The 19,948-nt window shown below is 65.7% G+C and carries 16 protein-coding genes; 3 read left to right on the forward strand and 13 right to left on the reverse strand.

Going from position 1 to position 19,948, the window contains the following annotated elements:
• Positions 1-27 precede the first annotated feature (27 nt).
• The 11 genes from B5D62_RS12805 to B5D62_RS12855 all read right to left on the reverse strand — a co-directional run bounded on the left by B5D62_RS12805 (position 28) and on the right by B5D62_RS12855 (position 14,203).
• Positions 28-1,662: an efflux transporter outer membrane subunit gene (locus B5D62_RS12805; protein WP_085934234.1), complete on the reverse strand. Its 1,635-nt coding sequence runs from the start codon at positions 1,660-1,662 to the stop codon at positions 28-30.
• Positions 1,659-4,895, reverse strand: a complete 3,237-nt coding sequence (locus B5D62_RS12810) for an efflux RND transporter permease subunit (protein WP_085934235.1) — start codon at positions 4,893-4,895, stop codon at positions 1,659-1,661. Before B5D62_RS12810 ends, B5D62_RS12805 begins: the two co-directional genes overlap by 4 nt.
• Before the next feature lie 31 nt (positions 4,896-4,926).
• A complete protein-coding gene (locus tag B5D62_RS12815; protein ID WP_218191046.1) occupies positions 4,927-6,054 on the reverse strand; it encodes an efflux RND transporter periplasmic adaptor subunit in 1,128 nt (375 codons plus the stop codon).
• Positions 6,055-6,253: 199 nt separating this feature from the next.
• Complete coding sequence (locus B5D62_RS12820; protein ID WP_085934237.1) at positions 6,254-6,946, reverse strand: response regulator transcription factor; 693 nt, start codon at positions 6,944-6,946, stop codon at positions 6,254-6,256.
• Positions 6,947-7,093: 147 nt separating this feature from the next.
• Positions 7,094-7,813: an ABC transporter ATP-binding protein gene (locus tag B5D62_RS12825; RefSeq protein WP_085934238.1), complete on the reverse strand. Its 720-nt coding sequence runs from the start codon at positions 7,811-7,813 to the stop codon at positions 7,094-7,096.
• Positions 7,810-8,544 (reverse strand): ABC transporter ATP-binding protein, encoded by a 735-nt coding sequence (locus tag B5D62_RS12830; RefSeq protein WP_085934239.1) that lies wholly within the window; start codon positions 8,542-8,544, stop codon positions 7,810-7,812. Before B5D62_RS12830 ends, B5D62_RS12825 begins: the two co-directional genes overlap by 4 nt.
• Entirely contained in the window at positions 8,534-9,529 is a 996-nt protein-coding gene (locus tag B5D62_RS12835; RefSeq protein ID WP_085934240.1) for a branched-chain amino acid ABC transporter permease, read from the reverse strand. The genes B5D62_RS12830 and B5D62_RS12835 overlap by 11 nt, the downstream gene beginning before the upstream one ends.
• A complete protein-coding gene (locus B5D62_RS12840; RefSeq protein ID WP_085934241.1) occupies positions 9,526-10,389 on the reverse strand; it encodes a branched-chain amino acid ABC transporter permease in 864 nt (287 codons plus the stop codon). The genes B5D62_RS12835 and B5D62_RS12840 overlap by 4 nt, the downstream gene beginning before the upstream one ends.
• 33 nt (positions 10,390-10,422) lie before the next feature.
• Positions 10,423-11,679 (reverse strand): ABC transporter substrate-binding protein, encoded by a 1,257-nt coding sequence (locus tag B5D62_RS12845; RefSeq protein ID WP_085934242.1) that lies wholly within the window; start codon positions 11,677-11,679, stop codon positions 10,423-10,425.
• Positions 11,680-11,737: 58 nt separating this feature from the next.
• Positions 11,738-13,003: an ABC transporter substrate-binding protein gene (locus B5D62_RS12850; protein ID WP_085934243.1), complete on the reverse strand. Its 1,266-nt coding sequence runs from the start codon at positions 13,001-13,003 to the stop codon at positions 11,738-11,740.
• Between the two features lie 63 nt (positions 13,004-13,066).
• Positions 13,067-14,203 (reverse strand): mandelate racemase/muconate lactonizing enzyme family protein, encoded by a 1,137-nt coding sequence (locus B5D62_RS12855; RefSeq protein ID WP_085934244.1) that lies wholly within the window; start codon positions 14,201-14,203, stop codon positions 13,067-13,069.
• Positions 14,204-14,319: 116 nt separating this feature from the next.
• Between B5D62_RS12855 and B5D62_RS12860 the strand changes: the two genes are divergently transcribed.
• Together B5D62_RS12860 and B5D62_RS12865 are read left to right on the forward strand one after the other, a co-directional pair.
• Positions 14,320-14,859: a HutD/Ves family protein gene (locus B5D62_RS12860; protein ID WP_085934245.1), complete on the forward strand. Its 540-nt coding sequence runs from the start codon at positions 14,320-14,322 to the stop codon at positions 14,857-14,859.
• A 69-nt stretch (positions 14,860-14,928) separates the two neighbouring features.
• Entirely contained in the window at positions 14,929-15,681 is a 753-nt protein-coding gene (locus B5D62_RS12865) for a substrate-binding domain-containing protein (RefSeq protein ID WP_170920913.1), read from the forward strand.
• A 15-nt stretch (positions 15,682-15,696) separates the two neighbouring features.
• On the opposite strand, the gene B5D62_RS12870 is transcribed toward B5D62_RS12865, so the two are convergent.
• Entirely contained in the window at positions 15,697-16,935 is a 1,239-nt protein-coding gene (locus tag B5D62_RS12870; RefSeq protein ID WP_085934247.1) for a DUF1501 domain-containing protein, read from the reverse strand.
• A 4-nt stretch (positions 16,936-16,939) separates the two neighbouring features.
• A complete protein-coding gene (locus tag B5D62_RS12875) occupies positions 16,940-18,496 on the reverse strand; it encodes a DUF1800 domain-containing protein (protein WP_085934248.1) in 1,557 nt (518 codons plus the stop codon).
• A gap of 327 nt (positions 18,497-18,823) precedes the next feature.
• Here B5D62_RS12875 and B5D62_RS12880 point away from each other — a divergent pair, with 327 nt between their 5' ends.
• Entirely contained in the window at positions 18,824-19,948 is a 1,125-nt protein-coding gene (locus B5D62_RS12880; RefSeq protein WP_085934249.1) for a catalase family peroxidase, read from the forward strand.

The following is a 19,948-nucleotide window of genomic DNA, read 5'->3' on the forward strand; positions in this document are numbered from 1 at the left end:
TGTCCTGCGCGAGACACCGGCATCGATCTAGATCCGCTCGCCGGTTGTCTTCGCGGGTCCATCGGTCGTGGCATTGGACGAGGTCGGCGCGGAGTCCGGCCATGGCTGCGGCTTGGGTGGCTTGGTCGGTGCCTTGCAGGTCGCGCGCTGCGCGGGATTGAGCGCGCCGGTGCTGTCGCGGTTCCACCAGCCGCCGCCCAGCGCCTGGAACAGCGCCGCCGTATCCGAGTAGCGGGCCGCACGCGCCTGCACGAGGGCCATCGCCGCCGACTGGTACGTGAGTTCGGCGTTGAGGATGTCAAGGATGCCGGCATCGCCGGCCGCCATCCGTCGCTGCGTGATCTCGAGGCTGAGCTTGGCGGCGCGCTCGGCATCGGCAGCCGCCTTCAAAGTGACTGCATCGTTCTCGAGAGCCCGCAGCGAGTCCGCGACGTTGCGGAAGGCCGTCAGCACCGTGGAGCGGTACTGGGCCTTGGCCTGCTCCCAGGTGGCGACCGCGGCCCGACGCTTGGCCGAGAGGGCACCGCCATCGACCAGGGTCTGGGTGATGCTGGTGGCGCCGCCGGCGAAGGTGGCCCCCAGCTCGGGACTGAACAATGTCGCGAGATCCGTCGCGGTCGAGCCGAAGCTCAAGCCCAGAGTGATCTGCGGCAGCATGTTGGCGGTCGCGACACCGACATCCGCCGCCGCCGCATGCACGTTGGCCTCCGCCGAGCGCACGTCGGGCCGCTGCTCGACCATGCGCGAGGGCAGGCTTACCGGCAGCTCCTGCGGCAGGGTCAGGGCTTCGAGCTGGAAGGTTTCGGCCGGAATGTGCGCGGTCGTCTGGCCCGTCAACTGCGCCAGGAGATGCCGCTGCTGGCTGAGCTGGTTCCTGAGCGGCGGCAACAAGGCCTCGCTCTGGGCCAGCGCCGCCTGCTGGGTCGCGACGTCCGCCAGGGCCGACTGACCGATCGCCATCCGGCGTTGCAACAAGGCGAGACTCTGCCGCTGGATCTCGATGGTGCGTTCGGTCGCCGCGATCTGGCCGCGCAGGGAGGCTTCGGTGACCGCCGTGACCACGACATTGGACGACAGGCTCAGATAGGCCGCCTCGAGCAGGAAGCATTGCGACTCAGCCAATGCCTCGAGCGATTCGGCCGCGCGCCGGTTGCCGCCCCACAGATCGAGGACATAGGTGACGTTGAGCAGCCCGTTGAACAGGCCGTACACCGTGTTGTTGTTGGAGGGTACCGGCGCCAGGGCGGTGCTGGTCTGATTCTGCGTCGCCGAGCCGCTCAGTCCGACCGTCGGGAACAAGGTCGCCCGCTGTGCCTTGGCGGTTTCCTGTGCCGCCTTGAGGGCCTGGATCGCCGACTGGATGTCGGGATTGGCCTTCATCGAGCGGTCGATCAGATCGTCGAGCGGCTTGGACTTGTAGACCTGCCACCATTGGGCCGGGATATCGAGATCGCCGACGAAGCGTTGCGCCTCGCCGCCCAGCACGTCCCTCGTGGCGACGGTTTCCGGCGCCGTGCCCGAGGCGAGGTAGGTCTTGTCCTTGGGCGGATCGGCCCGCACGAAGTCCGGGCCGACAGTGCAGCCGGTCAAGGCAAGGACAGCCGCGACCTTGGTGGCGGCGGCGGCCGGAGCGGACAGCCGGCGAAGAGCGGAGGTGATCATTCTTCGTCCTCCTCGGTGGGACGATCGGGGCTACGTGTATAGGGCCGGAGGAAAACCGCGCGGATCGCGGGCGCGACAATCAGCAGCATGAGCGGGCCGAGCAGCATGCCACCGACCACGACCGTCGCCAGCGGCCGCTGCACCTGACTGCCGATCCCCTGCGAGATCGCGGCCGGGAACAGGCCGACACCGGCCGACAGAGCGGTCATCAGCATCGGCCGCATGCGCTGCTCGGTGCCCTGGAAGATCGCCTCGCCGAACGACAGGCCGCGATCGAGCAACTCGCGGAAATAGGTGATGTTGAGGATGCCATCCATCACTGCGACACCGGCGAGCGAGATGAAGCCGATCGCCGCCGACACGCTGAAATTCTCGCCCGTGACGTAGAGCGCGATGACGCCGCCGGCGATGGCGAACGGAATGCCGGCGATCGCGATCAGGCTGTCGCGCAGCGTGTTGAAGAGGCCGTAGAGCAGGACGAGGATCAGCAGAAAGGTGATCGGGATGATGATCATCAGCCGCGCCGTCGCCTTCTGCAGATTGTCGAATTCGCCCGACCACAGAATGCGATAGCCGGTCGGCAGTGAAATATGCTGGGCGATCCGCTCCTGGGCCTCGGCCACGGTGCTGCCGAGATCGCGCCCGCGCACGCTGAACTTGATGGGGATATAGCGGGCGCTGCTTTCGCGATAGATGAAGGAGGCACCGGTATCGAGCGAGATGTCCGCCAGCTCGCTCAACGGCACGTAGGCATTGCCCCCGTTGGGCAACTGATACCCGACCTTGATGTTCCGGATCGTGTCCAGGGACTCGCGATAGCGCCGCTGGAGCCGCACGGCCAGATTGAACTGGCGATCGGCCTCCAGCACGGTGGTCGCGGTCGTGCCGCCGACGGCCGCCTGCACGATCGCGGTGACGTCGCCGCTGTTCAATCCGTAGCGCGCCGCCTTCTCCCGATTGACGCGGATATTGAGATTGGGCTGGCCAAGCACATGGAAGATGCCGAGGTCGGCGACCCCCTCGACGTCGGCCATCTCGGTCATGACCTGGTCGGCGATCTTCTCCAGCATCGTGAGGTCCGGTCCGACGATCTTGACCGAATTGGCGCCTTTGACCCCGGACAGCGCCTCCTCGACATTGTCCTGGATATACTGCGAGAAGTTGAACCCGACGCCGGGCAGCGCCTCCTCCAGTTCCTTCTGCAGGATCTCGGTCAGCTTGTCCTTGGTCAGGCCGGAGGGCCACTGGTCGAACGGCTTCAGGGGAGCGAACAGCTCGACGTTGGAGAACGGCGAGGCGTCGCTGCCATTGTCGGGCCGTCCATGTTGCGACACGACCGTCAGAATCTCGGGATGCCGCAGCAGGACATCCCGCATCTTCTTGGTCGCCGCGACGCCGGCCTCGAGGCCGAGCGTGGGCGGCATCGAGGCGCGGATCCAGAAGTTGCCCTCCTCCAGCGCCGGCAGGAACTCACTGCCCAACTGGGTCGCCAGATAGCCGGACACGGTGAGAAAGGCAGCGCCCAGCGCCAGGGGCAGAGCGGTATGGCGAAGGGCCCAGCGCAGGATCGGCGTGTAGGCGCCGCGGATCGCGCGCACGATGATCGTCTCGACTTCCTCGACATGCCGGGGCAAGACCAGCGATGCCAGAACCGGCGTGACGGTGAAGGTCGCAAGCAGGGCGCCCGAGAGCGCGTAGGCATAGGTCCGCGCCATCGGGCCGAAGATCTGGCCTTCGACGCCGCTCATGGTGAACAGCGGCAGGAACGCGGTCACGGTGATGGTGGCCGTGAAGAACACGGCCTTGTCGACCTGCAGGGCGCTGATGAAGATCAGCCGCAGCCTGTCGGTCCACAGCATCGCGCTGCCGTGCCCGCTCGTCGACGCGGTGGGATCGGTACCCCACAGGCCCTCGCTGAGATGCTGGAGCAGGCGCTGGCGCGCGTCCTGGTTGCCCTGGAAATTGCGGAAGATGTTCTCGACCAGGATGACCGCGGAATCGATGATGATTCCGAAGTCGACGGCGCCGACCGAGAGCAGGTTCGCATCCTCGCCGCGCAGGACCATGATCAACACGGCGAAGAACAAGGCGAAGGGAATGTTGGCGCCGACGATGATGGCGCTGCGCAGGTCTCCCAGGAACACCCACTGGATCAGGAAGACCAGCAGGCATCCGAAGACCAGATTGTGCAGAACGGTGTGGGTCGTCACCGACACCAGCGTGCTGCGGTCGTAGTACGTCACCACCTTCACACCCGGCGGCAGGCTGCCGTCGGAATTGATCCGGGCGATCTCGGCCTCGACCTTGGGCAGGATCTCGTTGGTGTGCTGGGTGCGGCCCATGACGACGATCGCGGCAGCGATGTCGGGATCGTGGTCGCGGCCGGCAATGCCCAGTCGCGGCACGTATCCGACCGAGACGGTCGCTACATCCTTGATCTGGATCGGCAGGCCGTTGTTCTGGCCCAGCACCACGTTCTCGATGTCGTTGACCTTGTATCCGTCGAGCAGATTGTTGGTGCCGCCGTCATCGACGAGGCCGAGTCCCCTGATATTGACGGATTGCTGGCCGATCGTGATCTCGCGCCCGCCGACATTGACATTGGCGTTGCCGAGCGCGGTGATGATCTGGGGAATCGTGATGTTGTAGGCTTCGATCTTGTGCAGATCGACATCGACGTTGAACTGCTTGGTCGTTCCGCCCCAGCTGTTGATCTGCACGACGCCGGGAATCGTCAGCAGCCGCCGCGCCACGATCCAGTCCTCCACCGTCCGCAGATTGGTGAGGCCAAAGTGGGGCGGACCGACGATCTGGTAGCGCACGATCTCGCCCACCAGGCTCGATTGCTGGATCTGCGGCACCTGCGTGCCCGGCAGGTTCACGCCCTGCTGAAGATAGACAGCGGCGTTGGCATAGGCCGTGTTGTAGTCCGTGCCATAGGCGAAGGTGACGCGCACGAAGCTCAGCCCATAGAACGAGGTCGAGCGGATATTGACCACGCCCGGCGTCGGATAGAGCGCGATCTCCATCGGGATCGTGTAGTACTTCTCCATCTCCTCGGCGCTGAGACCGGGCGCTTGCGCCGTGATCTCGAGAATGACGGGAGCCGGATTGGGATAGGCTTCGATATTGAGTCGCGTGAAGGCGAACACGCCGGCACCCAGGAACACCAGGACGGCGAGCACAATGATCGGGCGGCGTGTCAGCCCGAACTCGAGAATCGACTTGAGCAAATTCGGCTCCGTAAGCTACGCGGATCGACGATCAGCCCGCCGGGCTGATCAGGAGCTTGTTGCTCAGGAAGACCGCGCCCTCGGTGGCAATCAGCTCGCCCGGCGTCGCGCCCTCGAGAATCTCGGTGAAGCCCTTTTGCCGAAGCCCGATCTTCACCGTGCGCTTCTCGAAGTGGCGGCGATCGGTCGTGACCCAGAGCGTCATCGTGCCATCGCCTTCGCGCACCACGGCGGCATCCGGCACCGCCACCGCGTCGCGCGTGTCGCCGACCTTGATGGTGAAGGTCGCGAACATGCCGGCGCGCAGCAGGCCATCGGGATTGCTGATCTCGGAGCGGACCCCGATGCGGCGCGTCTGCATGTCGACGGAGGCTCCGACGACGACGATCTGGCCGTCGAACTCCCGCCCCGGCAACGCGGCCACGCGCACCTTCACGGGCTGGCCGACCCGCAGGTCGGCGCTGTCCGCCTCGACGGGATTGGCGATCATCCACATGAGGGATGTGTCGGCGACGGTAGAGGGGGCTGGTGCATTCCCCGGCTGGACCAGCAACCCGGGGGCGCCGACGCTCTGCGTGATGACGCCGTCAATGGGGCTGCGAACGATCAGGATCGGATCCGCCTGGCGGTTGGCGATGATCCGGTCGATTTCCTCGTCCGTCTTCCCGAAGATGCGCACGGCATCCCGGGCAGTGTGCAATGCGCCCTCCGCCGCCTGCTGGTCCGACGTCGCCTGGTCGACGTCCTTCTGCGCGCCGCCACCGCTCCTCAGATTCTCCGTCACCCTCTTGAGGGTGCGCGCCTGCAGGATGGCGACGCCCGCCGCCGATATCAGCGTATTCTCCGCCTGGAGCAGATCGGGACTGTCGACAGTGAAGAGGACTTGGCCGCGCCGCACGCGATCGCCGGGCCGGCCGAAGGTCGCCACGATGCGTCCCTGATAGGGCGTGAACACCTGGACCAGCATGTTCTGGTTGAAGTCGATATTGCCGACGGCCTGGCGCACGAGCTCGAAGTCGGCGCGCCCGATCGGGCCGACGCGGAAGGCGGCCGCCTGGCTTTCCGTCAGCTCGACTTCGACCTTGGTCGGCTGGACCGGCGCGCGGCCCTGGCGCGCGGCCCTTTCGGAAACGTCGACGCTGGGGCTCCGCGGCTGCAAAAGCCACCATCCGGCTACGGCGATCGCACAGAGGGCACCAACAACCAGCCACACTCTCGGAGGCGAGAGCAGCGACCTCAGCCAAGCCTGCATTTAATCAATCCCCCAACGCGGTATCCCACTGCGACCGTCAACGATTAACGAGTCGAGAGTACACCCCCGTCCTTACATCCATCTTTCCAATGACAACGGCATGACGTCAACCAACGCCCACAACCTGCGGTAAGGCCGCGATCATGTAGCCAACGCCCCGAATGGTATGGATCTGGACCGTCGCTCCCGCTTCCTGCAGTTGCCGGCGCAGGCGATGGATGTAGACGTCGACGGTATTGGTCTCCTGCTCGCCCTCCATCCCGAAGAGCTGCGCCTCCAGGTAGCGGCGCGGGACCACGGCGCCATGATGCCGCATCAGGATCTCGAGCAGCACGGTTTCGCGCAGGCGCATTGGCAGGACCCTGCCGGCAACATTCACTTGCCGGTTGTCCAGGGCCAGCGCGACGTCTCCGGCTTTCAGGACATCCTTCAGAAGAACACCGGGGCGCCGCAACAGGGCCTGCAGGCGGGCGATCAGCTCGTCGGCGGAGAACGGCTTGGCAAGATAATCGTCCGCTCCCTCCCGCAGCCCCCTGACCTTGTCGTCGAGACTGTTGCGGGCCGTCGTGATCAGGACGGGCATGGCATGGCCGGCGTCGCGCAGAAGCCGCAGGAAACTCAAGCCGTCGGCATCCGGCAGGCCGAGATCGAGAATGACGGCGGCATACTTGACCGACTCGACCGCCTCTCTCGCCGCCTTGGCGCACAGCGCCACATCGGAATCGAAGCCCGCGCGTTGCAGATGATCCGCGAGGATGCCGGCAAACGTCTCGTTGTCTTCGACGATAAGCACTCTCATCGACAGACACTCCCCTTCCGCCGTCGCGTATCAGGGGCGTCTTCGAGCGGCAACCGCCAAGGCGTTAAGGTTGGCGTAATTCAAACGGCGTCGTCAGCTTTGGGTAATGTGGTGCGAAACCACATCACCCGTGACGCAACGAGAGAACTACTCGACTCCGAGATAGACGCGCTGCACGTCCGGGTTGTCGGCCATGACCTTGGCCGGGCCCTCCAACACTGTCCGGCCGACCTGCAGCACATAGGCATGGTCGGCGGCCTCGAGGGCGACATCCACCGACTGCTCGGCCAGCAGGATCGTCTGCCCTTCTTTGTGAAGGGCGGCGAAGCTGTCGTACATGGTGTCGACGATCGCCGGCGCGAGACCGAGGCTCGGCTCGTCGAGCAGCAGCAGTTTGGGCTCGCTCATCAGAGCGCGGCCGACAGCCAGCATCTGGCGCTCACCACCCGACATGGTCCCCGCCCGCTGCGCGCGGCGCTCGGCCAGACGCGGGAAGACGGTGTAGACCCGATCGAGGAGACGCGGAACGCGCGCCCTGTCCGCCAAGGGTGTCGCGCCGAGCAGCAGATTGTTCTCGACACTCTGCTGGGCGAACAACCGCCATCCTTCGGGCGAGAGGGCGAGACCCTTGCGAACGATGGCATAGGCCGGTTGACCCGCGATGTTCTCGCCGTCGAACACGACCGAACCGCGCGAGACCGGCACGATGCCGGCGATGGCGTTGAGGGTCGTGGTCTTGCCGGCGCCGTTGGAGCCCAGCAGCGCCACGACCGATCCGCGCGGCACTTCGAGCGATACGTCGGCGACGCCGATCAGGTCGCCATAACGGACTTCGAGATGGTCGATCTTGAGCAGAGGGCTGGTCACGACTCACCCGCATGCCGGACCTTGCGCCGGCCGAGATAGGCTTCGATCACATGCGGATCGCTGGTCACCTCGCGCGGCGTGCCGCGGGCGATCTCGCGACCCTGGTGGAACACGACCACACGCCGCGTGAGCGAGGTGATGACTTCCATCAGATGCTCGACGATCACGATCGTGACGCCGCCGGCATGGATGCGGCGCACGAGCTCGATCGCCTCGCGGACCTCGGTCGGCGTGAGGCCGGCCATGGCCTCGTCGAGCAGCAGCACCTTGGGTTCCGAGGCAAGGGCCCGCGCGATCTCCAGCCGCTTGCGCCCGGGCGTACCGAGGCTTTTCGCCGGGGCATCGGCGAGGCGGCCGAGGCCGACGCGGTCGAGCACCTCTCGCGCCTTGGCCTGCGCCTCGCGTGCATTGTGATGCCGCAGCAGGGCGCCGATCGTGGCGTTGTCCAGCACCGACATCGATTCGAAGGTCAGCGGCACCTGGAAGCTGCGCGCCAGGCCGAGCCGCGCCCGCTCTTCCGGCGGCGCTGTCGTGATGTCGGTTCCAGCGAAGCGAACCGTACCGGAGGTCAACGGCATGTCCCCGGTGAGGCAGTTGAAGAAGGTCGACTTGCCGGCGCCGTTCGGCCCGATCAGGCCCAGAATATCGCCTTCCTCGACCGTCACGGACGCGTTGTCGACCGCCTTGAAGGCGCCGAACATCTTGGTGACGCTTTGCGCCTCAATCAGCATGGCCGCTCGCCGGATTTGCCGTGGACACAGCGGGCTTCTCGGCCGTCGGCCGACGCTCGAACAGCGACAGCAGCCCGGCCGGCAGGAAGCGGGCGATGATGACGATGATCGCCCCGTAGACGACGAAGGTGATGCCCGCCCCCTCTCCGCCCAGCAGGCTGTTCGACAACTCTTCGACCGGCACCAGGATCAACGCTCCGACCAGCGGGCCGAAGAGCTGGCCCGCGCCGCCCAGGGCCGCCATCACCACCATCTTGACCGACAGCAGGATGCCGAAGCCCGACTCCGGATCGATGAAGCCGAACATGCAGAGATAGAGAGATCCCGCGAGCGAGGTGAAGGCGGCGCTCAGCATGTAGGCGTAGAGCTTGTAGCGACCGGCCGAGACACCGAGCGAACGGGCGGCGCGTTCGCTGTCCTTGATGGCGCGCAGATAGAAGCCCATGCGACCGCGCTCGATCCACCACGTCATCCCCAGCAGGAAGGCCAGCACGGCGAGGAAGATGTAGTAGTAGGGCATCGCCGACATGAAGGAGAGGTCGAACACGGTGCGCGGCATCGCCGGACCGCCCAGGCCCTGCGCGCCGCCCAGCCAGTCGCTGGTCGAGCTCAGCACGCGCACCAGCTCGCCGACCGCGATGGTCGCCATGCTGAAATAATGCCCGGACAGGCGCAGCGTCGGCACGCCGATCACGGCGGCGACTCCCACGCTCAGCAGCATGCCGAGCGGCGCACCGACAATCGGCGGCAGGTCGGCATGGACGAAGGCGACGACGGCGGAATAGGCGCCGATGCCGAAGAACACCGCGTGGCCCACCGAGACCTGGCCGGCATAGCCGCCGACGATATTCCAGGCCGAGGCGCCGATGGCGGCCAGCAGCACCAATGCGCCGAGACGCTGGTAGACCGGCGACTCGAGCGTCAGAAACGGATAGATCAGCACTGCCACGAGCAGCGCGAGCTGGATCAGTCGACGCGCGTTCATGCCTTGCCCATCAATCCCTGTGGCCGGAACCACAGCACGAGCACGAACACCGTATAGACGATCACGTCCTTGTAGACCGGACCGATCAGGAAGGCCGACAGCGATTCGATGACGCCGATCAGCAGGCCGGCCACGAGCGCACCCAGCACGCTGCCGAAGCCCCCCAGCGCCACGGTCACGAAGGCCACGATCGACAGGGTCTCGCCGACCGTCGGCGAGGTGTAGAAGAACGTGGCGATCAGCGCGCCGGCGATACCGGTCGCCGCGCCGGCGAGGCCCCAGGCCAGCGCCTGCATGCGCTGAGGCCGGATTCCCATGAGCTGCGCCGCGACCGCGTCTTCCGAGACGGCCAGCATGCGGCTGCCGACAGATGTCCGCGTCAGGATGAAGTGCAACAGCAGCGTGACCGCCAGCCCCACGAGGCCCGCCAGGACGCGCGCGCCCTCGAACCGGATGCCGCCCACGATGAAGGAATGACCGACGAGATCGTCGGGCAGGGTCTTGAAGTTCGCCCCGAAGATCCACAGCGCGCCGTAGCGCAGGAACAGCGCCAGGCCGAAGGTTCCCAGGATCTGCGCCAGCATGGGACCGCGCATGATGTGACGCACGAGCAGGAAATAGCTGACGATGCCGAGCGTCGCGATCAGGATGGCCGCTACCGGCACCGACGCCCACGGCCCGCCGCCCAGCGCCGTCCACACGACGACCGCCGTGTACATGCCCAGCATGACGAAATCGCCGTGCGCGAAGTTCACGACGTTCATCATCCCCCAGATCAGCGTCAATCCCGAGGAAAAGAGCGAGTACACCGCCCCCAGAAGCAGGCCGCTCACCACGACCTGCACGAGTGTCATGCCCATCAGAACCGCTGCCCCATCACCAGCGATACGCCCTTACCAGCCCTTGTAGGGCAGAACCAGGGGATCGGTGGCGCGCGCCTTCGGCCAGACCGAAACGTACTGGCTGTTGCGAAGCTGCGTGACCAATGTAGAAGCAAGCACATTCTGACCCTTATCGTCGAACTTCACGCCGTCGTAGCCCGCCACGAGCTGATCGGGCTTGAGGTCCGTCGCTTTTAGCGCATCCCGGATCTTGGCGGGATCGGTCGAACCAGCGCGGTTGATCGCATCGGCGACGACGAAGAAGCCTTGCAAGACCCGGGCCGAGACGTCGTCGAGCCCATCGCCGCCGGTCTTCTTCTTGTAGAGCGCATCGAGGATGGCCGGCACGCTGCCGGGCTTGCCGGGCGCGAACACCGAGCGGCTGATCAATCCCTCGGTGACCGACCCCATCGCCTTGGTGAAGGCGGGGTCGTTGAAGCCGCCATCGTCGGCGATCAGGATCGCCGGCTTCCAGTTCACTTCCTTCATGGTCTTGGCGTAGAGAATCGCGTCGGACGTATAGGAGACGAAGATCACGACGTCCGGGTTCTTCTCCTTGAGCTGCAGGACCTGCGGCTGCACGTCGGTCGAATTGGCCGAATAGGCCACGTTCATGGTGATGTTCAGCCCGTCCTTCTTGAAGGCATCGGAAATCACGCTCGAGACCGAATTCCCGTACTCGGTGTTCTCGTGCACGAGCGCGATCGAATCGACCTTACGGCCAGCCGCCTGCTGCTCCTTCAGGAAGGTCGAGTAGGCCTTGGCGAAGTCCGCCGCCACCGGCGTGGTCCGGAAGAACCACTTGAAGCCGCGTTCGGTCAGGTTTGCCGCGACCGATTCGGCATTGAGGAAGGGAACGCCGTAGCGCTCGGCGACGGCGCTGGCCGTCAGGGTGATGCCCGACTGGTAGCAGCAGATGAGCGCGGCGACTTTCTCCTCGGTGATCAGGCGCAGCGTCTGGTTCTGGCCCGCAGCCGGCGTGCCCTGATTGTCGGCGATCACCATCTGGATCTTGGCACCCTTCAAGCCGGGCAGGCCGCCACCCTTGGCGAGCGGGAAGATCTTGGCGAGCTCAGGATTGCCGTTGTTGATGATGTCGGCCCCCATCTCGAAGGCCATCTTGGCGTAATTGCCCGTGCTGGCGGAGTTGCCGCTCAGCGGATAGACGGCGCCGATCTTCACCGTCTCCTGGGCGAAAGCCGGAAGAGCGATGGCCAGCGCCACCAAAGCGGCGCCGGCCCGGATTGCTCCGTGCACAATCTTGACCATGTTTTCCTCCCTGTATTCTTTTCTTCTGTGCTTCTTATTCTGGCCTGCGAGGGCCAGCTTACTGCGGCCACCCCTTGTAGGGCAGAATCAGCTCCGCTGTCGCCTTCGCCTTGGGCCATACCGGCACATACTGGCCGTTGCGCATCTGGATGATCAGGCTCGAGCCCAGCGTGTTCTGTCCCTTGGAGTCGAACTTGACGCCATTGTAGCCGGCAACCATCTGCTCCGGCCCCATGTCGGTGGCGACGAGTGCCTCGCGGATTTTGGCGGGATCGGTCGAGCCGGCACGATTGATGGCATCGGCGAGGACCAGGAAGCCCTGCAGTCCGCGCGCGGAACCGTCGTCGAGGCCATCGCCGCCGCTCTTCTTCTTGTAAAGCTCGTCGCAGATCGCCGCGATGCTGCCCGGCTTGCCGGGGGCGAAGGCGGAGCGGCTGATCAGGCCCTCGACCTGCGATCCCATCGCCTTGACGAAGGCGGCGTCGTTGAAGCCGGCATCGTCGGCCATGAGAATCGCCGGCTTCCAGTTCAGCTCCTTCATCGTCTTGGCATAGAGGATGGCGTCCGACGTGTAGGAGATGAAGATCACCACATCCGGGTTCTTCTCCTTGAGCTGCAGCACCTGCGGCTGCACGTCGGTCGAGTTGGCGGAGTACGGAACCTGCAGCCCCACCGTATGCCCTTCCTTGGCGAACAGGTCGGCGATGGCGGTGAAGGTGGACTTACCGTACTCGGTGTTCTCGTAGACGATCGCGATCTTGTCGGTCTTCTGACCGGCGGCCTTCTGCTCCTTCAGGAAGTCGGAATAGGCCTTGGCGAAATTGGTGGCGATCGGCGTCGTGCGGAAGAACCACTTGAAGCCGCGCTCCGTGAGATCGGCCGCGGTCGACTCCGGCGTCAGGAACGGGATGCCGTATTTCTCGGCCACGGCGCTGGCGGTCTGCGTGATGCCCGACTGGTACGAGCCCATCACGGCCGCCACCTTCTCCTGGGTGATCAGGCGCAGGGTCTGATTCTGCCCGGCTGCCGGCGTGCCCTGGTTGTCAGCGATCACCAGCTCGATCTTGGCGCCCTTGAGACCGGGCAATCCGCCGCCCTTGGCCAGGGGCAGCAGCTTGGCCAATTCCGGATTGCCGTTGTTGATGAGGTCGGCGCCCAGTTCCGCCGCGATCTTGGCGTGCGTGCCGGCGCTCGCGGCGTTGCCGCTCAGAGGATAGATCACCCCGATCTTGACGGTCTGCTGCTGCGCGGCCGCGGGCAGGCCCAACGACAGGACAGACGCGGCGGCACCCGCAGTGAAGGTGCGGCGGACGATCTTACTCATTGAAATATCCCCCAAGAACAGCGGTTTTGCGTGTCGGAAGCGATGTTGACACAACGATCCAGCTCAGCAAACCCGGTAGCGCGCTACGGTCGCAGCGTCGAGCTCGATGCCGAGCCCCGGCCCGTCCGGCAGCAGGATATGCCCTTTCTCCAACTGCAGCGGCGTCTTCAGAAGCTGGGTGCGCAGCGCATTGTCGCTCATGTCGTATTCCAGCATCTGCGGATGGGGCGGATGATCGGTATGCGGTCCGGCCGGCAGGGAGGCGATCAGATGGCAGGCCGCCGCCAGTCCTACGGCCGCGCCCCAGACGTGCGGCGCCAGGCGAAGATTGGCGGCCAGCGCCAGCGTGGCGATGCGCTTGGCTTCGGTGATGCCGCCGACGCCCGGGATGGATGGCTGCACGATGTCGATGCAGCGGCCGTCGATCAGGGCCTTGAAATCGCGGATCGTATGGTGGGCCTCGCCAGCGGCGATGGGAATGGGAGAGCGGGCGCGCAGCTCGGTGTAGCCGGTGAAATCGCCCGGCGGCAGCGGCTCTTCGATCCAGTGGATGTCATAGGGCTGAATGGCCCGTGCGCACTCGAGCGCGACGTCGACCGTGTAGGCGCCGTTGATGTCGACCAGCAGCAGCTTGTCCGGCCCCAACGCCTCGCGCGCCTGGCGGACGCGCTCGACATCGCTCTTGATGCCACGCCCGATCTTGATCTTCGCACCGGCATAGGGATGGCCGGCGGCCTCGGCCAGCATGTGCGGAAGCTGACGAGCCGGATCGTCGGAGAAGAAGCCGGTGGAGGCATAGGCAGGGATGCGGGTGGTCCGGCAACCGCCGATCAGGTCGCAGAGCCGGATGCCGAAGCCCCGGGAGATCGCGTCGAGCAGGGCGACATTGATGCCGGCCAGACAGGCCGTCAGCTGGTTGCCGACGCCAAGATGATAGATCGCGTTCCGGATTCGCGCTTCGATATGCTCGAAGTCGAAGACGCTCTTGCCGACGAAGAACGGTTCGACCATGCGGAAGTATTCGCGCGTGATGAACGGATTGCCGAAGGCTTCGCCGATGCCCGTTACTCCTGCATCCGTTTCGACTTCGATCAGCCCGGCATGGCGCCGGAAGCCGACGCCGCGTGACATACCGAAGGCCTTTTCCGGTGCGAAGGCATATTCGAGACCGATGAAGGAGAGGCGTCGGATGGTCGGCATGGCGGCTCCTGCGATGGTCGGGTTATGGTGGAGCGTGAAGTCCAACCCAGCCGATCGGCCAAGGCAACCGGAATGACAGTCTGCGAAACGCGCTTCCGCACCGGACGGCCACGGCCATGATCACCCGACTCGATCCCGCGACCTATCGGCGAACACCGTGGAAGAACGGCGGCGGCATCACGACCGACATCGCCGAACACGACGATCTCTGGCGCTTCGGTCGTACGCCGATCGTCGCGGGCGGCCCCTTCTCCGACTATGCCGGCTTCGATCGCCTGCAGGTCCTCGTCGCCGGCCGCGGCCTCGTGCTGGAAACTCCCGAGGGCGAGATCGACGTCCGCACGCCCTTCCAGCCAGTCCGCTTCGCCGGCGAGACTCGCATCGTCAGTCGGCTCGAAGCCGGACCGGTCGAGGTTGTGAATCTGATCGGCCGGCGGACGGCGGTGACCCTCGACCTCGTCGTCCTCTTCGGCGGACAGCAGCAATGGCTCGACGCCGGCACGCATATCGTCTACTGCCCGCTTGAAGCGGCAACCGTCGAGACCGGCAAGGATTGTCACCAACTGGCGACAGATCACGGCTTGCGCATCGCCGCCGGGCACTCGACGATGCTGACCTGCAGGGACGGGCGCGTCATCGTCGCCAGTATCGTGTAGAGGGCATCGTCCAGGGGATTGTCGCATGCAGAGTCTGGTCAACATCGCGGGCCGTTCATGAAAAGAGCGGTGCTTCGCCTTTCGCTGGCGCTCGGGATGCTGGCGGCGGCTGTCACGACGGCCTCGGCCGCAAACATCAAGCTGCTCACGACCGGCGCCTATCGTCCCGTGGTTCAGGACATCCTGCCCAACTTCGAGAAGCAGAGTGGGCACAAGGTGACGGTCGTCAGCGACACCGCGGGTGCCCTGATCCGGCGGCTGCGGTCGGGCGAAGCCTTCGACGTGATCGTCCTGACGTCCGACGGCCTCGATGCCCTCGCCGACATCGGCACCGTATCGGCCGACTCGATCACCCCCTTGGCCAGGGTTGGCATCGGCGTAGCCGTCCCGCTGAGTGCGCCGCAACCCAATCTCTACAGCGTCGAAGCCTTCCGCCAGACGCTGCTCGGCGCGCGCCGCATCGCCTACATGGACCCTAATACCGGCAGCACCAGCGGCAACGCGATAGTCGCTATCTTCCAGACGATGGGCATATCGTCCGAGGTGGCAAAGAAAACCGTGCTGGTGCGCATGGGCCCTGCCGCCGACGCCGTCGCGCGGGGCGACGCCGACATCGCCCTGCAGCAGGCCAGCGAAATCAAGCTCGTGCCGAGCGTGCGGTTTGCCGGCCTGATCCCGGCCCAGGTCCAGGTCTACACGACCTACACAGGCGCCATCTCCGCTGCCACACAGCAACAGGATGCGGCGACGGCTCTGCTGTCAGCACTTTCGGATCCGGGCAACGAGGCCATCCTGAAGCGGCGCGGCCTCGAGGCGCCCTGATCGCGGATCAGTTCCTCAAACCAGTCCGACCTTGCTTGGCGTGAAATCGGGAAAGGCGGCCGCGACCGCCTGAGGTGTGCGCAGCGGCCCGGCCATCAGTTCGGCGACGATGCTGCGGATATCCGTCGTCATCGCCAGATCGACGGCGTTGTCGAGCCGTTCGGAAGACAGGCCGGGCCAACGGCCGTGCATCCTGCCCCCGGCGATGCCCGGCGCCGAGACGATGGTCACGCCGGCATGCCCGTGATCGGTGCCGTTGCTCTTGTTGGAGCGCAGGCGACGACCGAATTCGCTCATCACCACCAGCACGATCCCGCCAAGCCGATCGTGCAGATCGGTATGGAAGGCCGCCAGGGCCCGCGATAGCTGGCCCACCAGCAGGGCAAGCCGCGGCGGCTGGTTCTCGTGCGTATCCCAACCGCCCATATCGACGGCGAAGGCGCGGATGCCGAGATCCATGCGGATGACCCGGGCAACCGATTGCAGGCTGCGGCCGATCTCCGTTTCCTCGTAGACGGCTCCGCCGCTTGGCTGATAGGGCGCCACCTTGCCGTCCGGTTCACGCAGATGGCCGTCGATCAACGAGATGCCGGCCAGCGTGTCCCGTGCGGCACGATCGTAGAGACCGCCATCGGCGCCGATCAGCCGCTTCAGCACGTTGGCCGCCTGCTTGCCGCCGGGCAGGTTCATGCCGCCCTTCAGATCGAGGGCGCAGATCGTGTCGGCATGTCCCGCCAAGGAATCGGGAAGTCCGGGAGTCGCCGAAAAGACCGGCGCCTTGGCCTTGCCGATGGCGCCCAGCCAGCGCGCCATCCAGCCGCCACCGACATGCGCGACCTCGTCGGGATTGGAAATCCCGCGCTCGATCAACTCCTGCGCGCCGAAATGACTGCGCGTGCCGTTGGCGAGACCGGACGCATGAACAAGCGCAATCCGCTTGTCCTTGTAGAGATCGTGCATGGCAGCCATCTCGGGATGCAGCCGGAAATCGAGACCGGCCGGCGCGCCGCCGAGTTCGAGGGCAGGCTTGTCGCCATCCGCCAGCAGCCGCATTTCGGGCGGACGGTCGGCCACGTAGTTGCGGTCATCGACCGGGGCCACGACGCCCAGCGAGTCCATGCCGCCGCGCAGGAAGATGGTTATCAGGATCGGACCGTTGTCCGATGCCGCCACCGGGGGTGTGGCGAAAGCCCGAACGGACGGCGCCAGGGAGAGCGCCGTGGCGGTGTAGAGGAGCGTGCGACGCGTCAGCATGGCATCACCTGACCTGGAAAGCGGGAGTCATGGCGCAATAAGCGAGGATCTGCCGTGATAGCGGCAGCGCATCCTTGCGCGTATCGAACGGCATGCCGGGCTTGAGCCCCATGCCATCGACGATGGCTCGTGCGACAGGCGGCGGCGCCTCGACACCCAGCAGCCGATGATGGGCAACGCTCACCGCTTCCTCGGCTGTCGCCTTGTCGGCCACCGCCGTTGCCGCATGGGTCGGCCCGGCCTTCCACACATCGTTGCTCAAGCCCAACAGCAGTTCCCATCGTCGACGCATCATGTTGGAACTCAGCCAGTAGTCGTTGTCATCGGGATGGCCGGTCGGAGGCCCCCAACCGAACAGCCGCTGACCGCTGCCATCGAGTTCGCCCAACAGGCCAAGCGTCGGCGTGACAGGGATGGTCGCGGCGCGGGCGAAGGAAGCATAGAGTTCCAACGGCCGCTTCACCTTGGCACCGCCCGACCGGCGGAAGGCGTCGCTGCGGACAATGGCCTCGACGGTCCGGGCGATCTGGTCCGGCTTGCGGCGCTCCTCGCTCCACACCTTCACCGCCGCGTTGACCAGAGCCGGATCGGGATTGTCCGACACGAGCCGGCGGCAAAGCTTGCCGCAAACGAAGCGCGCCGTCGCCGGATGATCGGCCACGAGATCGAGGACGCGCCGCCCATCCGCCATCGGCGGCTGGTAGGGATCGAACTCGGTGGCGAGCACGCGCTTCTGGTAATTGTCGTGGAAAGTTTCGACGTAGGTGAATTTGCCCGTGACCGGGAGATGGCGACCGGCGCCGATGCCGGCGCCATCCTCGATGGTCCAGCCTGTGAAGGCGCGAGCGGCTTCGTAGACGTCCTGGTCGATGTAGCCTTCGGGGTGGCCCTGCAGCGCGCCCGGCACCTCGCGCCACTTGTTGTACAGCGCATTGAGATAGGCCGGACGGCCGAGCGTATGGAGTTCGAACAGTTCGCGACCGTAATTCTCGTTGGCGGCGCCACCGCGTGACGAGCGGCCGTTGAGATAGATCAGCATGGCCGCGCTGGTCGCCACCGCTTCCAGCATTTCGCGGAAATTGCCGAGCGCATGACGGCGGATCACGTCGCTGTCGTAGGTCGGCAGCGCCACCGCCACGAGCTGGTCGCCAACCGCGTTCACGTTGAAATGGTTGTGCCAGAAATCGACCAGCACCTCGCGCAGCTGCCAGCGACTGTGCACGGCCCGGATCAAGGTCGCCGCCGCGACGGCGGTCCGCAGGAAGGATCGCTCCTGACCCGGCACCTCCTTGCCGACGGTCTTCCAGTGCTCCTCGATCGGCCGGAAGATCACCGAGATCGGCCGGTCCTCGTCTACCTCGGCTTCCGGCGTCTTGCTGGAATATTTGAGCCGCAGCCGCGTGGCATTGATGGCGTCGCGGCAATCGTCCTCGGGTGGCGGCTTCAGCTGCTGCGCCAGCCACGCACCGGTTCCCATCTTGCGGATGGTCGCCAGGTCGGGATCGCTCGGCCCGAAGGCCAGTTTGTTCAGGGCAGTGCGCGGATCGACTTCGAAGCTCATCGGCGCTCTCCGGAGATCCTTCACGAGTGGGATGTGCCGATACTTACGTTTCCATTCTTGTCAGGATTGCGGCTTACAGTCCGGTGACAACTTCCATCCGGACGGGACGCCCTGGCCGCCAATGGGACCGGCCTTCTCGCGACTCCAGTGGCGATCTGAAACTCGCGAGATCGCGCCTTCTCTGCAACCGGATCGTCCGCTACCGCTGGCCGATAACGGCAGCCTCGCGGGGTGTTGATCCGCCGCGAGCGGGCGGACGGCGCCATCGGTGCTATAGCCGTCGGTGCGATCGCTCCCTCCCACCGACTGCTCATGCGGAAGACGGCAATGTCTCAGCCTTCGACTGACGACCCGCGCTACAAGCTCGCCTCGATTCTCGCACCGCCGCAGCTGGCCAGGCTTGGCGCAATCGGCGCGACGCTGATCGCCGCCACGGCCGCGTTCGCCTGGACCGGCGGATACTTCTCGCCCAACCGTCTCGATCAGAGCCGGATGATCGACGCATTCGAGGCGGACAACGGCGTCCATCCGGGATTCCGGCGCAATCACGCCAAGGGTGTCTGCGTGGACGGCACCTTCGACAGCAACGGCGCTGGCGCGCGCGTTTCGAAGGCGCAAGTGTTCCAGCCGGGCCGCGTACCCGTCTTCGGCCGCTTCGCCTTGTCCGGCGGTGTGCCGATGGTGGCCGACGCGCCGACGATCGTGCGCAGCCTGGCGCTGAATTTCAGCCTGCCGGACGGTGAAGCCTGGCGCACCGCCATGATCAACATTCCCGTATTCCCGCTCAAGGATCCCCGCGCCTTCTACGAGCAGTTGGTTGCGTCGCGGCCCGATCCGAAGACCGGCCACCCCGACCCTCAGGCGCTCGCTGCCTTTGTCGCCCACCATCCCGAGACCGCCCAAGCGATGGCAATCATCCACGCCCGGGGCTTTTCCTCGGCGTTCGCCAATGCGACCTACAACGCGTTGAATGCCTTCCTGTTCACATCGGCAGCCGGGGTGGCGACGCCGGTGCGCTGGTCGGCGGAGCCGGTCGATGCGTTTGTGCCTGCGCCGACGGCGGCGGACGGCGACCAGAACTATCTGTTCGAAAGCCTGATCGCGCGCGTTCAGGAAGCACCCGCGCAGTGGCACCTGATCCTGACGATCGGCCAACCCGGCGATCCCACCGATGACGCGACGCTGCCCTGGCCCGCTGATCGCGAGCGCATCGATGCCGGGACGCTCAGCGTGACGCACATCACGGCCGAGAGCGACGGTAACTGTCGTGACGTCAACTTCGATCCGCTCGTGCTGCCCGACGGCATCGCCCCCTCGGACGACCCGCTCCTGTCGGCACGCTCGGCCGCCTATTCAACCTCGTTCACGCGGCGCGCAGGCGAACCCAAGACTCCCAGCGCTATCCAGACGACGAACCAGCCGGCAACGAGCCAAACCGCGACGAGGCCCTGA

It is taken from the genome of Enhydrobacter aerosaccus, from assembly GCF_900167455.1.
Classification (GTDB): domain Bacteria; phylum Pseudomonadota; class Alphaproteobacteria; order Reyranellales; family Reyranellaceae; genus Reyranella; species Reyranella aerosaccus.

What these genes read in the sequence shown, in the direction of transcription:
- B5D62_RS12870 (WP_085934247.1), bottom strand. Translation starts at nt 16,935, where the DNA reads ATGCTGACGCGTCGCACGCTCCTCTACACCGCCACGGCGCTCTCCCTG.
- B5D62_RS12840 (WP_085934241.1), bottom strand. Translation starts at nt 10,389, where the DNA reads ATGGGCATGACACTCGTGCAGGTCGTGGTGAGCGGCCTGCTTCTGGGG.
- B5D62_RS12805 (WP_085934234.1), bottom strand. Translation starts at nt 1,662, where the DNA reads ATGATCACCTCCGCTCTTCGCCGGCTGTCCGCTCCGGCCGCCGCCGCC.
- B5D62_RS12880 (WP_085934249.1), top strand. Translation starts at nt 18,824, where the DNA reads ATGTCTCAGCCTTCGACTGACGACCCGCGCTACAAGCTCGCCTCGATT.
- B5D62_RS12850 (WP_085934243.1), bottom strand. Translation starts at nt 13,003, where the DNA reads ATGAGTAAGATCGTCCGCCGCACCTTCACTGCGGGTGCCGCCGCGTCT.
- B5D62_RS12820 (WP_085934237.1), bottom strand. Translation starts at nt 6,946, where the DNA reads ATGAGAGTGCTTATCGTCGAAGACAACGAGACGTTTGCCGGCATCCTC.
- B5D62_RS12855 (WP_085934244.1), bottom strand. Translation starts at nt 14,203, where the DNA reads ATGCCGACCATCCGACGCCTCTCCTTCATCGGTCTCGAATATGCCTTC.
- B5D62_RS12860 (WP_085934245.1), top strand. Translation starts at nt 14,320, where the DNA reads ATGATCACCCGACTCGATCCCGCGACCTATCGGCGAACACCGTGGAAG.
- B5D62_RS12830 (WP_085934239.1), bottom strand. Translation starts at nt 8,544, where the DNA reads ATGCTGATTGAGGCGCAAAGCGTCACCAAGATGTTCGGCGCCTTCAAG.
- B5D62_RS12845 (WP_085934242.1), bottom strand. Translation starts at nt 11,679, where the DNA reads ATGGTCAAGATTGTGCACGGAGCAATCCGGGCCGGCGCCGCTTTGGTG.
- B5D62_RS12835 (WP_085934240.1), bottom strand. Translation starts at nt 9,529, where the DNA reads ATGAACGCGCGTCGACTGATCCAGCTCGCGCTGCTCGTGGCAGTGCTG.
- B5D62_RS12875 (WP_085934248.1), bottom strand. Translation starts at nt 18,496, where the DNA reads ATGAGCTTCGAAGTCGATCCGCGCACTGCCCTGAACAAACTGGCCTTC.